This window comes from Flavobacterium sp., assembly GCF_049318325.1.
GTDB lineage: Bacteria > Bacteroidota > Bacteroidia > Flavobacteriales > Flavobacteriaceae > Flavobacterium.
Window position 1 is genome coordinate 1 of sequence record NZ_JBMOGQ010000050.1, and the last position, 15350, is coordinate 15350.

General features: G+C 32.8%; 12 protein-coding genes and 1 pseudogene. 8 read left to right on the top strand and 5 right to left on the bottom strand.

Features of this window, described 5'->3' with window-relative positions:
• From ACOYLP_RS06230 to murI, 4 genes and pseudogenes are all read left to right on the top strand, one after another.
• Nucleotides 1-1604 (top strand): BamA/OMP85 family outer membrane protein (locus ACOYLP_RS06230; RefSeq protein WP_422855318.1); only part of this gene is annotated, 1604 nt, incomplete at its 5' end.
• Between the two features lie 36 nt (nucleotides 1605-1640).
• Nucleotides 1641-2843 (top strand): OmpH family outer membrane protein, encoded by a 1203-nt coding sequence (locus tag ACOYLP_RS06235; RefSeq protein ID WP_422855319.1) that lies wholly within the window; start codon nucleotides 1641-1643, stop codon nucleotides 2841-2843.
• Between the two features lie 43 nt (nucleotides 2844-2886).
• A complete protein-coding gene (locus tag ACOYLP_RS06240; RefSeq protein WP_422855320.1) occupies nucleotides 2887-3387 on the top strand; it encodes an OmpH family outer membrane protein in 501 nt (166 codons plus the stop codon).
• A gap of 77 nt (nucleotides 3388-3464) precedes the next feature.
• Nucleotides 3465-4243 (top strand): annotated as a pseudogene (murI, locus tag ACOYLP_RS06245) (glutamate racemase).
• Between the two features lie 96 nt (nucleotides 4244-4339).
• On the opposite strand, the gene ACOYLP_RS06250 reads toward murI, so the two are convergent.
• Both ACOYLP_RS06250 and ACOYLP_RS06255 read right to left on the bottom strand, forming a co-directional pair.
• Nucleotides 4340-4858, bottom strand: coding sequence for a gamma carbonic anhydrase family protein (locus ACOYLP_RS06250; protein WP_422855321.1), 519 nt, complete (start codon nucleotides 4856-4858; stop codon nucleotides 4340-4342).
• Nucleotides 4859-4897: 39 nt separating this feature from the next.
• Entirely contained in the window at nucleotides 4898-5899 is a 1002-nt protein-coding gene (locus ACOYLP_RS06255) for a PorP/SprF family type IX secretion system membrane protein (protein WP_422855322.1), read from the bottom strand.
• Nucleotides 5900-6241: 342 nt separating this feature from the next.
• Between ACOYLP_RS06255 and ACOYLP_RS06260 the strand changes: the two genes are divergently transcribed.
• The 3 genes from ACOYLP_RS06260 (at nucleotide 6242) to ACOYLP_RS06270 (ending at nucleotide 10259) form a co-directional block, all read left to right on the top strand.
• On the top strand, nucleotides 6242-7138 hold the full coding sequence (locus ACOYLP_RS06260; protein ID WP_422855323.1) for a NifU family protein: 897 nt from the start codon (nucleotides 6242-6244) through the stop codon (nucleotides 7136-7138).
• A gap of 40 nt (nucleotides 7139-7178) precedes the next feature.
• Nucleotides 7179-9257, top strand: coding sequence for a thioredoxin domain-containing protein (locus tag ACOYLP_RS06265; RefSeq protein ID WP_422855324.1), 2079 nt, complete (start codon nucleotides 7179-7181; stop codon nucleotides 9255-9257).
• Nucleotides 9258-9425: 168 nt separating this feature from the next.
• On the top strand, nucleotides 9426-10259 hold the full coding sequence (locus ACOYLP_RS06270; protein WP_422855325.1) for a mechanosensitive ion channel family protein: 834 nt from the start codon (nucleotides 9426-9428) through the stop codon (nucleotides 10257-10259).
• 2 nt (nucleotides 10260-10261) lie between these two features.
• Here ACOYLP_RS06270 and tsaB read toward each other — a convergent pair whose 3' ends face one another.
• From tsaB to ACOYLP_RS06285, 3 genes are read right to left on the bottom strand one after another with little or no spacing between them, the layout of a single operon-like run.
• On the bottom strand, nucleotides 10262-10918 hold the full coding sequence (gene tsaB, locus ACOYLP_RS06275; RefSeq protein WP_422855326.1) for a tRNA (adenosine(37)-N6)-threonylcarbamoyltransferase complex dimerization subunit type 1 TsaB: 657 nt from the start codon (nucleotides 10916-10918) through the stop codon (nucleotides 10262-10264).
• Between the two features lie 56 nt (nucleotides 10919-10974).
• Nucleotides 10975-12270 carry an efflux RND transporter periplasmic adaptor subunit gene (locus ACOYLP_RS06280; protein WP_422855327.1) on the bottom strand — a complete coding sequence of 432 codons (1296 nt, stop codon included), beginning with the start codon at nucleotides 12268-12270 and terminating at the stop codon, nucleotides 10975-10977.
• Between the two features lie 3 nt (nucleotides 12271-12273).
• Nucleotides 12274-13716 (bottom strand): TolC family protein, encoded by a 1443-nt coding sequence (locus ACOYLP_RS06285; RefSeq protein ID WP_422855328.1) that lies wholly within the window; start codon nucleotides 13714-13716, stop codon nucleotides 12274-12276.
• Nucleotides 13717-13879: 163 nt separating this feature from the next.
• Here ACOYLP_RS06285 and ACOYLP_RS06290 point away from each other — a divergent pair, with 163 nt between their 5' ends.
• Nucleotides 13880-15271 (top strand): DUF4403 family protein, encoded by a 1392-nt coding sequence (locus tag ACOYLP_RS06290; protein ID WP_422855329.1) that lies wholly within the window; start codon nucleotides 13880-13882, stop codon nucleotides 15269-15271.
• The last annotated feature ends 79 nt before the right edge of the window (nucleotides 15272-15350 follow it).

Genomic DNA, 15350 nt, shown 5'->3' on the forward strand with positions numbered 1-15350 from the left:
TTCTTAGGCCTGAAATTAGAGTTACCGAAGGTCCAATTGCTTACTTTAACAATATTACAGTTGTTGGAAATGACAAAACCAACGATAGAGTAATTTATAGAGAACTAAGAACACAACCAGGCCAAAAATATAGTAAAGATGACTTGGTTAGAACTATTCGTGAGATTGGGCAATTAGGATTCTTTGATCCTGAAGCAATTGACCCTAAATTCAAAAACGTAGACCCCGCAGCAGGAACAGTTGATATTGAATATAATGTTGTAGAAAAGGGTTCTAGCCAAATTGAACTTCAAGGAGGTTATGGCGGTGGTGGATTCATAGGTACTTTAGGACTATCTTTTAATAATTTCTCAGCTAGAAATTTGTTCAAAAAAGAGGCATACAAACCTTTACCAATGGGTGACGGACAAAAAGTATCTTTACGTTTACAAGCTAGTGCGTTTTTTCAAACGTACAGTTTATCCTTTTCTGAGCCTTGGCTCGGCGGGAAAAAACCACTACAGTTTTCAAGTTCCATATCACATAGCAAGCAGTTTCTTTTTTCAGGAAATTCAAGAGATGTAGATAGAAATAAAAGTTTTAATATAACTTCTTTGTCTATGGGAATTGCGAAAAGACTTACAATTCCTGATGATTTCTTTGTATTTTCAAGTAGTGTAAGTTTTCAATTTTATGATTTAAATAATTATAATACAGGATTATTTACTTTTGGAGATGGCTCATCAAGAAACTTAGCATATACTATTGGCTTAAGTAGAAATAATAAAGGGGTTAATCCTATTTTTCCAACATCTGGTTCCGAATTTAGTATTTCAGCCAAATTCACCCTTCCTTATTCATTATATAATGGAATTGATTATGCTGATTTAGAAAATCAAAAAGAGTATAAACTTACTTATGTAGAAAATTCAGGCATAAATACTGTCCCAACTGCAAATGGAACCCTTCCTGCTGTTGGTGATTATTTACAAGAAACCACTACTGGATCAGGAATTTATCAAACTGTTGGAACCGATTATACACAAGCAACAGCTGACAGATCAAAAGTAGACCAAGAAAGATTTAATTGGTTAGAATATTACAAACTAAAATTTAAAGCGGATTGGTATACTAGATTAGCAGGGTCACAATCAAAAGCATTGGTTTTAAGAGCATTAGGGGAATTTGGTTATTTAGGCGCTTATAATAGCAGTAGAGGTTTGGTTCCATTTGAGAGATTCTTCGTTGGTGGAGATGGTTTAGCTAACTTTGCACTTGACGGAAGAGAGATAATACAATTAAGAGGATATCCTAATCAATCATTATCCTCATCAGACGGGGCAACAGTTTATAATAAATTCTCATTAGAACTACGATATCCATTAACATTAAAAGCGGCTGCATCAATTTATGCGCTGACTTTCTTAGAAGCAGGGGCATCTTTTGACACATTCAAAGAATACAATCCTTTTGTACTTCAACGTTCTGCCGGATTTGGATTGAGAGTATTTATGCCTGCATTTGGATTGTTAGGAATTGACTTTGCTCATGGATTTGATGCAATCCCAGGATTCACAAATCCTAATGGTTGGGAAACACATTTTATAATTGGTCAACAATTTTAATTATATTTGGTACAATATTTCTAAATCAAATTAAGAATGAAAAAATATATTTTAATATCAATTCTATTTTTATCAGCTGTCTTTCAGTCAAATGCACAATCTAAAGGTGTTAAAATTGGCTATATAGATATGGAATATATTCTGCAAAATGTTCCTGATTACAGTGAAGCAAAGAATCAATTAGAACAAAAAGCACAAAAATGGAAACAAGATATTGAAGCTAAAAAAATTGAAATTGCTAAATTGAAAGATGCTTTAAAAACCGAAAGAGCATTATTAACCAAAGAATTAATTGATGAACGTGAGGAGGAAATAAAATTTCAAGAAAATGAACTTTTAGATTTTCAACAGAAAAAGTTTGGTCCAAACGGTGATTTAATTACTCAAAAAGCAGTTTTAGTAAAACCAATTCAGGATCAAGTTTTTACTGCTGTTCAAGATATTGCTGAAGCTAAAAAATATGACTTTGTTTTTGATAAGGCTTCCGATCTAACCATGCTTTTTTCTGCAAAAAGATATGACATTAGCGACCAAGTAATCAGAGTTATTACCAGAGCTGAGAAAAGAGAACAAATGAGTGCTAAACAAGTAAAGCAACAAGAAGCAAAAGAGGCCCTTGAAGATGCTGCTCTTGATGCAAACCCATCTTTAGAAGCACGTAAAAAAGCTTTAGAAGACAAAAAGAAAGCCAGAGAACAACTAGTAGCTGATCGTAAAGCCGCTGCTGAAGCTAAAAAAGCTGAGCAAGAAGCAAAAAGAGCTGAATTACTTGCTGCCAAAAACGCCAAAAAAACTGGTGTAACAGGTACAGATCAACCAAGTGATATTGAAACAACAACTCCATCAGAAAACAATAAAGTAGCTGATTCAACAGTAATAGATGCCAAAGCATCTAAAGCTGCTGCCAGGGTTAAACTAATAGAAGATAGAAAAGCAGCTGCAGAAGCTAAGAAAGCTGAACAAGAAGCAAAAAGAGCAGAATTACTTGCTGCCAAGAACGCTAAAAAAAATGGCACGGTTACTGCTAAAGACAAAGTCGCTGACGAGGAAATAACACCAACAACTGAAGAAAACAAAGCTGCTGATTCAACAGCGGTTGATCCAAAAATAGCCAAAGCCGCTGCAAGAGCTAAACTATTAGAAGACAGTAAAAAAGCTTTAGAAGACAAAAAGAAAAAAATATTAGAAGATAGAGAAGCTGCAAAAAAAGCTAAAGAAGACGCAAAAAAGAAACCATAAACAAAATAAAAATAATAACAATAATTAATTAATACTTTTTAAAATGAAACGATTGAAATCATTACTACTAGCTACTGTGTTGTGTTTAGGAACTAGTTATACCATCAATGCACAAGCTAAAACTGCACATGTAGATGTAAATGAACTAATTTCTAAAATGCCGGCAATGCTTGATGCTCAAAAACAATTAGAAAAATTGAGTGGAACTTACGATGCTGAATACAAAACGATGGCAGAGGAGTATCAAAACAAAATTAAAAAATACGACCAAGAAGCTTCAACTGTTGGAGATGCTGTTAATGCAACACGTCAAACAGAAGTTCAAGATTTGGTAAAACGTATTACGGATTACAGAGACAATGCTCAAAAAGAATTACAAAAGAAAGAGGCTGATATGGTTAAACCATTAATGGATAAAATCAAAGCTTCGATTGCAAAAGTTGGAAAAGCTAAAGGATACCAATATGTTTTAAACCTTGCTGATTTACTTTTGGCAGATGGTCCAGATTTAACAGCTGATGTTAAAAAAGATTTAGGGTTTTAATATAAATTCACAATACAATTTAAAACTGCTCACTCGAAGTTTCGGGATTTGAGCAGTTTTTTTTTACTTTTGTTTCTATGGAAAAGAACAATCCAATAGGGCTTTTTGATTCGGGAATTGGTGGCACATCTATTTGGTCAGCAATACACGATTTGCTTCCAAATGAAAATACCATTTATCTTGCTGACAGCAAAAATGCACCTTATGGACAGAAATCAAAAGAAGAAATTATCCAATTGTGTATTAAGAATACCGAGTTTCTTTTGAAACATAATTGTAAAATCATTGTGGTGCATGTAATACAGCAACAACCAAAGCCATTAAAGAATTACGTGCAAAATATAATGTGCCTTTCATTGGTATAGAACCTGCAATAAAACCAGCAGCCTTAAATTCTCAAAATAATGTTATTGGAATTTTAGCTACTCAAGGGACATTAAACAGTGAGTTGTTTCATCAAACGGCTGAGAAATTTCATGATACAAAAATCATTGAACAAATCGGACATGGATTAGTTCCACTAATTGAAAATGGGGAAATAAATTCTAAAGAAATGAATCAGTTACTTCACGTTTATTTAAAACCAATGATAGCCGCCAACATTGATTATTTGGTATTAGGCTGCAGTCATTATCCCTATTTGATTCCACAGATAAAAAAAATACTCCCAAAAGACATTAAAATAATTGATTCAGGCGAAGCTGTGGCTCGACAAACAAAAAATGTTTTGTTTGAAAGAAATGAGTTAAATGATCAAAAGAATAAGGCAAAGGCAATCTTCTATTCTAATGCAGACCCAAAAGTATTAAATGATATTTTAAATAATAAATACGAAGTAATTACTAAAGATTTTTAGACACAACATTTGTAAATTATTTATGCCATTTTCCTACTGTCCGCGCTTCATGGTAGCTTGCTCCCATCAGGAATTGACTCAAACTGATAGCTTTCTTTAATCATCATTCTTAAACCAACCGGAATACATCACGTAATTATTGGAAATCCGTTCTATTTCTCCTGCAAAATCTGATTGATCAATGTCTTTTACTTTTTTTGCTGGAACACCAGCATAAATTGTTCCCGATTTGACTATGGTGTTTTGAGTAACCACAGCACCAGCTGCAATGATAGAATTGCTTTCAACCACACAATTATCCATAACAATGGCTCCCATTCCGATTAATACATTGTCATGAATTTTGCAACCATGAACAATAGCATTATGTCCAATAGAAACATTGTTACCAATTTCCGTTGGATGTTTTTGATAGGTACAGTGAATAATGGCTCCGTCCTGAATATTTACCTTGTCTCCTATTTTGATATAATGAACATCGCCACGAATAACAGCATTAAACCAAACACTACACGATTTTCCTAATACAACATCACCAACAATAGTTGCGTTTTCAGCAACATAACAGTCTTGAGGAATTTGAGGATGTTTACCGTTTACTGATTTTATTACCATAAAAAAATTGTCCCGATAAAATCGGGACATCTATTTGAATTAATTAATAGCAGGACAATTACAGTGGTATTTTTCTGGTTTACAGAATAAATTCATCCCTAAAGTTATTTGATGAAATCCAGCATTGTCAAATTTCACATCTCCAATTATTTGTGAATAAGTATACGAAAACACATAATTTTTAAAATTAATCCCAACTATTGGTGTTACATATTGTAGTTTTTGATCTGCAACTCCATTACCTTGAACATATTGAGCACCGTCAAGACTTCTTCTATATGATAATCCACCCCATAATCGGCCAAAATCTAAATCTCTGTATGCTTTAATGTTTAAATCTACTGTTTTTTCTTGTGTTAAGGTAACCAATTGAAACATAAAAGAGGGCTCCCATAGAATTTGTTCAGCATCACCAAAAGTATATCCGGCATTTAAAATAAACCTTCTCAAATTTACCGGTTCGCTATCAGTATATAACTTTCTTTCACTGGCCAATGCATTTTTAACTGTTGCATGAACATAGAAATCGAGAAAATTATAAGATACACCAATGTCCATATTAAAATAAGTTGACCTTTGCACTATTGTCCCGTCTATGACTGGATCATAACCTGGGTTATTAATTAAAAAATCTGTTTCATCCAAACTGCTTTGAATAAAACCAACACTCATACCAAAAGATAATTGATTTAAATCAACATTATCTCGTGAAAACATAATATGATGCGCATAGGTCAATTTCATCCCTCTTTGAGAATGATAACCGTTTTTATCATTGAAAACAATAATACCTCCACCTGATCTTTCACCTAAAGCCCCATTGAAACTCAAAGTTTGTAATGCCGGAGCGTCTTTTTGTCCGAACCATTGTTGTCTTCCAGTAAGTCTTAGCTTTGCGCAATTAGCAGCTCCGGCCATTGAAGGATGAAGCAAATAGTAATTATCAGATAAATAATCTGAATAAACTGGTAATCCCTCTTGTGAATAGGAAAACTGCGCAACTATTAGTAGGACTAATAAATAAATCTTTCTAAAATTCATCGTTAATTATATATATTAATGAGAAATGGGCTCTAAATGTTATAATACTATATTTATAAATGCTAAATTTTTATTCAGTTATGCCGTGTTTACTGATTTTATAACTGATTTTGCATATAAATTATACACGGACTTCAAATATATAAATTTTTGTAATATGTTTTCTATATAGTACAACATTATTAAAATAACATTACTCCTATTTGCTATTGATAAAAGAATAACAAATAAAATTTACAATTTCTAATGTCCCGCAATATGTTAATTAATTGTTTAATTGTCCAAATATAAGTATTCACAGAAAATAACTTTGTTAAATTTGCAGAAAAATATACCTTCTCTATGAAAATCAATATAAAAGAAACACAAAATCCAACAATTTTAAAATTTGAATTTCCTGAATTTATAACTCAAAATGAGAGCTTTGAATTCAAAAATATTGATGAAGCCAAAAATTCCCCTTTAGCACAACAACTGTTTTATCTTCCATTCGTAAAAACTGTTTATATCTCTGGAAATTTTATTGGCATCGAGAGATTTAATATAGTGGAATGGTCAGATGTTCAAGACGCTGTTGCAGAACAAATTGAAAATTTTGTAAATAATGGTGGAGTGATTGTGTTGCCAAATGAAAATCCAACAAAAAAACAACCCATATCTGTTTATGGTGAAACCACGCCAAACCCAGCTTCGTTAAAATTTGTAGTCAATAAAGCATTGACCAAAACAGCTGCCGAATTCAAAAACATAGATGAAGCTAAACCATCGCCTTTGGCTCAGGAATTATTCAAGTTTCACTATGTAAAAGAAATTTTTATTGCTGAAAATTATATTTCAATTACCAAATATGATAGCATTTCTTGGGATGAAATTACTTTAGAATTACGGACATTCATCAAACAATTTATCGAAAATGGTGGAAATGTTATTGATGAAATCCAAATTGAAAACACCGAAAAACAAGAAAAACAACAAATCAAAAACTTCGATAATCTTGATACAACATCGCAGCAAATCATCAATATACTCGAAGAATATGTTAAACCTGCAGTTGCTGCAGATGGAGGGAATATCCTTTTTGATTCGTATAACGAAACTGAAAAGCGAGTAAAAGTAGTGCTTCAAGGTGCATGCAATGGTTGCCCTTCTTCTACATTTACCTTAAAAAGCGGAATAGAAAATATGTTGAAAGACATGCTCAACGATAAGGACATAGTGGTCGAAGCATTGAATGGATAAGCATAATTCAAAATAAAAAACTAACTTTAAGCGTCCAAAAATGGACGCTTTTTTTATGTCTAAAATGAACGAACTACATCTCGAAACCAGTCCATATTTATTACAGCACGCCAACAATCCCATACATTGGAAAGCTTGGAATGCAAACACTTTGGAATTGGCCAAAAATCAAAACAAGCTAATCATTATCAGTATTGGTTATTCAGCTTGCCATTGGTGCCACGTTATGGAACACGAAAGTTTTGAAGACAATGAAGTGGCTTCGACTATGAATGCAAATTTTATTAGTATCAAAATTGACCGCGAAGAACGCCCCGATATTGATGCAGTATATATGAAAGCGGTTCAAATAATGACTGGTCACGGAGGCTGGCCAATGAATGTGGTAACCTTACCTGATGGAAGACCTATTTGGGGCGGAACGTATTTCAGAAAAAACGACTGGATAAATTCACTGGAACGACTTCAGGAAATTTATACCGATCAACCACAAACTATTTTAGATTATGCGGAAAAACTATATGAAGGCTTGCAATCGGTAAGCATTATTTCAAAAAATGATTCTGAAAATAGTTTTAATTTTGAAATCATTGATTCTTTAGTTTCCAAATGGCAGAAAAGTTTCGATTGGGATTTTGGTGGAATGGCGCGTGCACCTAAATTTATGATGCCAACAAATTATGAATTTCTATTGCGGTTTGGTTATCAAACTAAAAACCAAACTTTATTGGATTTTGTGAATCTGACTTTGACCAAAATGGCTTATGGCGGATTGTTTGACACTATTGATGGTGGATTCTCACGCTATTCGGTGGATTTGAAATGGCACGTTCCCCATTTTGAAAAAATGCTTTATGATAACGGGCAATTGGTTTCCCTTTATGCGAATGCATATAAACTAACCGGAAATAATTTATACAAAGAAGTCATCGAAAAGACATTACATTTTGTTGAAAAAGAATGGCTTAACATAGAAGGAAGTTTTTATTCTGCTTTTGACGCCGATAGTCTGAATGCTGATAATCAACTCGAAGAAGGTGCTTTTTATGTTTGGACGAAACCCGAATTACAAAGGTTGCTTCAAGAAGATTTTGATTTGTTTTCCGTAATTTTTAATGTGAATGCATTTGGGTTTTGGGAACATGAAAATTATGTTTTAATCCAAAATCAATCGTTGGAGGAAATTGCAAAACTGGAAAATATTTCTTTAGAAACGTTGATACTAAAGAAGAAATACTGGGAACAGATTCTATATACCGAAAGAGAAAAACGCAGCAAACCGCGATTGGATGATAAATGTTTAACATCATGGAATGCTATTATGCTCAAAGGTTATGTAGAAGCTTATAAAGCCACTGGAAATCAAAATTATTTAAATATCGCTTTGCGAAATGCTGATTATATTATCAAAAATTGCTGGACTCCCGAAGGAAATTTAAAACACAGTTACAAAGATGGAACTCGAGGCGGAGCCAAACAGAGCGAAGCTAAAGCAACTATTAACGGTTTTCTCGAAGATTATGCTCATGTGATTCAAGCATTTATTTCTTTATACGAAGTCACATTCGATGAAAATTGCTTGCAAAATGCCAAGCAATTAACCGATTATACTTTTGATAATTTTTATGATGAGAAAGCCCAATTTTTCTCATTTACTTCTTATCAGGACGACCCTTTAATCACAAATCTCTTTGAAGTGGAAGACAATGTTATTCCGGCATCTAATTCGGTAATGGCTGAGGCATTATTTAAGTTGAGTATTTATTTTGAAAATAGTTATTACGAAAAAATTTGTCGTCAAATGGTTCAAAATATTGTTCCTACAGTTGATTATCCTTCTGCATTTTCCAATTGGCTTAATGTGCTTTTGCATTTTTCAGAACACAATAAAGAATTGGCCATTTGTGGAATTAATGCAATAGAATATCTTGAGAAACTAAATAAAAACTATTTTCCTAACATAATAATTGCCGGAAATGTTTCCGTGTCAAAACTTCCATTTTTGGAAAATCGTTTTTCGGATAAGGAAACATTATTTTATTTATGCCAAAATAAAACTTGTGACATACCAACTTCTGATTTTAAAAAAATTATAAAGGAAATTCCAGCAAAAATTTAAAAAAAGGGAATAAGTTCGTTTGAAGAAGATGCTTCTGAACATGCTGAAGAAATATGATCAAGAAAACAAGATTTGCTAAAATCTGCAAATGAAAATGGCGATTAATTTTTAAAATTACTATTTTTACCAAAATAATTTTTCCTCAATATTGGGGATTTTTTTCAAAAAATGGAAAAAAGAGAACTCCACTATATTAATACCTATGCCGAATATATTGATCAATTTATCAAACTTTTAATTGATTATTCGCCGAAATTAATTTCGGCATTGTTTATTTTGATCATCGGACTTTATGCTATTCGACTTATCAATCGTTTGGTAAGAAAGATAATGTTTAGAAGAGGATTAGACGCTACATTATCAGTTTTTTTAGCCGATAGTTTACTTTGGACAATGCGCTTTTTGCTTTTCGTAACCTTTATCTCTAAACTAGGAATTGAAACTTCTTCTTTTGTTGCTATTCTTGGAGCAATAGGCTTAGCTGTTGGTTTATCATTACAAGGTTCGTTATCTAATTTTGCTGGTGGCGTGTTGATTATTCTATTCAAGCCATTCAAAGTGGGTGATGCTATAGAAGCGCAAGGTGTAGCTGGAACAGTTTGCGAAATTCAGATTTTTGTAACCAAATTAGTTACTGGAAACAATCAAACTATTTTTGTGCCTAACGGAATTCTATCAAACGGAGTTATCACGAATTTTTCGTTGGGTAAAAACAGAAGGGCTAACTTGCTTTTTAATATTTCTTATGATACCAATATAAAAACCGCTAAAGAAATTGTGATGCAGGTTTTAGAAAACAATCCAAATGTCCTTAAAACTCCGGCTCCAACAGTTGTAGTTAATCTTCTAACAGATGCTGCTATTCAATTAGCCATTCGCCCGTGGTCAAAAAACGATGATTATGGGGATATGTGTTCCGATGTTTTAGAAGAATGCAAAGAAGCATTTGATGCTGCTGGAATTATTATTCAACCTTTTGTGAAAGAAAGTTCGAAGAATTAATTTTATTTCGAAATCAAAAAATCCTTGAGATAAAACGGCTCAAAATACGCTACATCTTCAAAATCATTCTTGGTAAATTTTTCATAACTCAGCGCACTCATTTCGTTTGCAGAAGGGAAAACTATTTCGGGAAGAAAATAAAAATTAGTTGCAGTTAAAACCGTTTTGCATTTTTCCTGACAATCACCAATAAAATAAATAGTGTCGGTTATCTCAGCATAACTATTTTCAGTAAGGATTTCTGCCTGTACTTCCTTTATTTTGGAATAACTTTTATCAAAAATGGCACTATAAACTTCCATTCTTCTTGCATCTAGCATAGGTACAATCAAGCCATCTTCAACAACAACTTTTTTAGCTAAAACTTGCAAGGTGTCAACAGAAATTAACGGAATTCCAAGTGCATAACACAAGCCTTTAGCAGTAGAAACACCTATGCGTAAACCGGTATATGAACCAGGCCCTTTGCTTACGGCAATACCATTCAAATCATTAACGCCAATTCCTGTTTCTTTTATAATTTCTTCAATAAATACATGTAGTTTTTCGGCATGCGAATATCCTTGCTCTGCAATCTCTTTGCATAAAATAGTTTCCCCATTTTTAGCCAAAGACACCGAACAGTTTTTGGTTGCCGTTTCTATATTTAGAATGTACATTAGATTATTAGTTGTGGGTTTGTCGAAACTCTACTCACGAAACTCGAAACTTATGTTTATTTTTTTTCTTTATCAGAATCTTTTGCCAAAGTAACTTTATCGCCAGAATTCAGGTCTTTCGTAACGGTTGTATACGGACCAACTATGACTAAATCGCCTTTATTCAAACCAGAAATAATCTCAATATTGGTGTCGTCTTGAATACCTGTTTTTACAATTCTAATTTTGGCTTTATTCCCCACTTTTACAAAAACACATTCAAATTTTTTATCATTTTTGGTGGTAACTTTTTTGTCCTCACCTTCGTCTTTTATCTCATAGCTTTTGGTTGCTGTAGTATCTGATTTTATTACAACAGCACTAATTGGAACTCCTATAACTTTCTCTTTTCGTTCAGTAATAATATCCACAGTAGCGGTCATTCCTGGTCTAAAAGGCGAATAAGTTGCAGGTTTCCCTTCTAATAAATCTTGGTAGGATTCTTTTAAAATTCTAACTTTTACTTTAAAATTGGTTACCTGATCAGCCGTTGTTGCTGCACTGGCAGAATTGGAAATGCTCGTGACTATCCCTTTGAATTCCTTTTTTAAATAGGCGTCAACTTGTATTTTGGTACTGTCGCCAATGTTGATTTTTACAATGTCATTTTCATTCACATCTACTTCAACTTCCATATTGTTCAAATTGGCAACTCTCAATAGTTCGGTTCCTGCCATTTGCTGTGTTCCTAAAACACGCTCGCCCAATTCAACATCAAGCGAAGAAATCGTTCCATCAGCTGGCGCATAAATAGTTGTTCTGCCAAGGTTGTCTTTTGCCTCTTTTACTGTGGCATTAGCGCTTTGCACATTATAATAAGCCGATTCTTTGTTGGCTTTCGCGCCTTCAAAAGCGGCAATAGCTTTGTCCCAGTCTGATCTTGAAATTATTCCTTTATCAAATAATGTCTTACTTCTATCATAGCTTGCTTTGGCTTCTTTAAAAGTGGCATCCGCTTGACTCAGACCTGCTTTGGTTCCTGATAAATTAGATACGGTTCTGTTATAACCTGAAGTATATAAATCGGGATTTATTTTAACCAATAAATCTCCTTTTTTTACTACTTGCCCTTCTTTTACTGGCAAAGCAATAATTTCTCCTGAGACTTCCGAAGATATTTTTACTTCGATTTCAGGTTGGATTTTCCCAGTTGCTGAAACGGTTTCAATGATTGTTATTTCGTCAACTTTGGAAGTTTCAACCTGTTTTGAATCATCATTACCACCAATAATTCCTTTTGATTTTAAAGTAACAAGCACTATAATTAATGTGACAACAACCCCAACTAGTATATAAATTTTCTTTTTTGACATGATTTATTGTTTTTGAATGATTGGTATTCCAAAATAAAATTCAACTATTTTCATTTTAAAGAGCGCATCGTATTTGGCTCTAACAACATCTGATTGTGCATTAATAAATAAGGTTTGTGATTGATTATAATCAAAAGCATTCATCATCCCAACCTCATATTTTTCTTTTGCATAGTTGAAAGCTTCTTTTCTAGCTTCCATTGTGGTTAACGAAGATTCATAGGTGTTCAACGCTGCTTTAGCATCGGTAATGGATTGATAAACATTTGTCTCTAAATCTAATTTTGCTTGTTTCAGGGCGTTATTATTTCTTTCAAAAGAAATTTTACTTCGTTCTACATTTCCTCTAGCTGAAAAACCATTAAATACCGGAATTGTAAGTTGCAACCCAAAATTGTGACCTTTGTTATCACTAAACTGATCTAAAAGTGGAGCGGCTTTACTAAAAATTGGTAAAAAATTTTGCTGTAACACATTTTGTCCAGTTCCTTCTACTTGTGCAATTACTGAAAAAGGATTGGCCGTATTTGGAGTAAATCCTGTAACTCTTTCGGAATAACTAGCTCTTGTACTGAAACTATAAAATCCAGTAATACTTGGTTGTAATGCCCCTTTTGCAATTTTTATGTCTCTTGAAGCTAAGTCTAAATTGGCTTGGGCTATTTTAATTTCTACTCTTGTTTCGTTTGCTTTTTGAACAATGGCTTCGGGAGTTTGAGCTAATACGGGGCTAATTTTAAAATCTACATCTGTATCGACAGTATCAAAATTTTCAAAATCCTCAAGGGTTAATAATTGTGCCAAACTTAATCTTGAAAGAAATAACGTGTTCTCTGCCACAATAACTCTTTGCTTATCTGAGGCTACTGTTGCTTTCATGTCCAACAAATCGCCTCTTGGAACCATTCCGGCATCGACCAATTCTTGAGAGCGAATGAGTTGTTTTTCATCATTAGCTAATTGGTTTTGTTGCACTTTTAGATTTTCTTTATTAAAAAGAATCTCTAAATATAAATTAGCTATGTTTAACGAAATATCATCTTGCATTTTAGACAATTGATATAATGAAGCAGTTTGTGCCAATTTAGCTCTACGTAAACGATTTTGATTTTGCAAACCGTTATAAATGTTAATACTTGAATTTAAACTTGCAGAAGTAAATTGAATTGTTTGGTTTTCCAGAAGACCTGTTGTAATGTTTTGGTTTAAACCAATATTCCAGGAATGAGATCCGCCTGCATTTAGATTAGGCAAGAAGTTACCGACTGCTAATTTTTTATCAATATCCGCTAATTTGTTATCTAGTTCAGATTGTTTAATAGATATGTTGTTTTTTAATGCATACTCAACACATTCTTGAAGTGTCCATTTTTTTACTTGAGCATTTGAAGAAAATCCAAAAGTCAAAATAATAAGGAGTGCTATTTTACGTAAGCTATAATTCATAATAAAGGCGGATTGCAATCAGCAATTTATATTGTTAACAAAGATATGATTTGTCTTTCAAATAACTATTTATAGACGTACAAATTTAGACTTGTCTTTTTTAATAATGTTACACTATTTTCCGTTTTTTACTTATATTTTTGCCAAAAAAATAATTGCAATCATGACAAGAATTAAAGTAACACTTTTCATAATTTTCATTTCCATCTTTTTCAACAGTTGTTCTACTACTCAAAAAATCGAAGCCCTAAAACCGCTGCCATCAAATGACGCACCTATGGTTTTTAAAACCAAAACATCATTTGTCAATATGCCTTTGGAAATTAGTTTGAAAGAAATTGAGAACCAATTGAACAAAACTTTAGCTGGCGAAATTTACAACGATTCAAATTTGGAAGATGACAAAACAGAAATGAAGATTACTAAAACTGCTCCAATTAGATTAATTGAAAAAGATGGTAAAATTCAAACTATTTTGCCTTTAAAAATTTGGTCAAAATTTAAATACGGCACCGACTTTATGGGGTTGAATGATACTAAAGAAATCAATCTGAACGGAACTATTACGATGACAAGTGACGTAAAATTATCTAACTGGAAACTATCAACCACATCTAAAATTGAAGATTTCAAGTGGTCAGAAAGTCCATCAATTCTCATAGCAGGGAAAAATGTCCCTATTACTTATATAATCAATCCAACGCTTTCTATTTTTAAATCGAAGATTGCTAAAAAAATAGATGAAGCTATTGAAAACTCATGTGATTTTAAACCTTATGTGCTTAATGTGTTAGAAAAAATGAGCACTCCTTTTTTAACCAGCGAACAATATCAAACTTGGTTTAAACTTATTCCTGTTGAAGTTTATGTTACCGATGCTCAAATCGCCAAAAGCAAAATCAATATGGATTTGGGTTTAAAATGTAGCATGCAAACTATTGTAGGTCAAAAACCAAAAACATCTTTTGACAAAACAGCCATTCAATTTAAATCGGTTACTAAAATCCCAACTACTGTATCGGCAAACGTTGCAGCTATTTCAACTTATGAAAGTGCTTCAAAAATCATTTCTTCTAATTTTCAAGGTAAAGAATTTGCTTCTGGAAGCAGGAAAATTGTTATTCAAAATGTTGGATTATGGCAACGAGATGGAAAAATAATAATAGCACTTGAGATGACAGGAAGCATCAATGGAACCATTTATTTGGCTGGAATTCCAAATTATAATGCAGTTACGAAAGAGATTTATTTTGACCAAATGGATTATGTTTTAGACACCAAAGGCTTATTAACTAGAACTGCCAATTGGTTATTGCAAGGTTTAATATTGAAAAAAATTCAAGAAAACTGTCGTTATTCCATCAAAGATAATTTGGAAGAAGGCAAAAAAAGTTTGTTGCCTTACTTGAATAACTATTCACCAATGAAAGGCGTTTTTGTCAACGGAACATTGAATGATTTTGAATTTGAAAAAGTAGAAATAACCGATAAAGCCATCATTGCATTTATTACAACTAGCGGGAAAATGAATGTGAAAATTGACGGAATGGACTAACCTGATTAAGTATTAAGGATTTTTCTTTTTTTGAAATACATCCTATAAATCGCGAATCCAATTACTGCAACTATAATAT

Bases quoted from the DNA above. Each gene is read 5' to 3' on its own strand.
- ACOYLP_RS06235 (WP_422855319.1), top strand. From the start codon at position 1,641: ATGAAAAAATATATTTTAATATCAATTCTATTTTTATCAGCTGTCTTT.
- ACOYLP_RS06250 (WP_422855321.1), bottom strand. From the start codon at position 4,858: ATGGTAATAAAATCAGTAAACGGTAAACATCCTCAAATTCCTCAAGAC.
- ACOYLP_RS06270 (WP_422855325.1), top strand. From the start codon at position 9,426: ATGGAAAAAAGAGAACTCCACTATATTAATACCTATGCCGAATATATT.
- ACOYLP_RS06265 (WP_422855324.1), top strand. From the start codon at position 7,179: ATGGACGCTTTTTTTATGTCTAAAATGAACGAACTACATCTCGAAACC.
- ACOYLP_RS06255 (WP_422855322.1), bottom strand. From the start codon at position 5,899: ATGAATTTTAGAAAGATTTATTTATTAGTCCTACTAATAGTTGCGCAG.
- ACOYLP_RS06260 (WP_422855323.1), top strand. From the start codon at position 6,242: ATGAAAATCAATATAAAAGAAACACAAAATCCAACAATTTTAAAATTT.
- ACOYLP_RS06240 (WP_422855320.1), top strand. From the start codon at position 2,887: ATGAAACGATTGAAATCATTACTACTAGCTACTGTGTTGTGTTTAGGA.
- ACOYLP_RS06290 (WP_422855329.1), top strand. From the start codon at position 13,880: ATGACAAGAATTAAAGTAACACTTTTCATAATTTTCATTTCCATCTTT.
- ACOYLP_RS06285 (WP_422855328.1), bottom strand. From the start codon at position 13,716: ATGAATTATAGCTTACGTAAAATAGCACTCCTTATTATTTTGACTTTT.
- ACOYLP_RS06280 (WP_422855327.1), bottom strand. From the start codon at position 12,270: ATGTCAAAAAAGAAAATTTATATACTAGTTGGGGTTGTTGTCACATTA.
- tsaB (WP_422855326.1), bottom strand. From the start codon at position 10,918: ATGTACATTCTAAATATAGAAACGGCAACCAAAAACTGTTCGGTGTCT.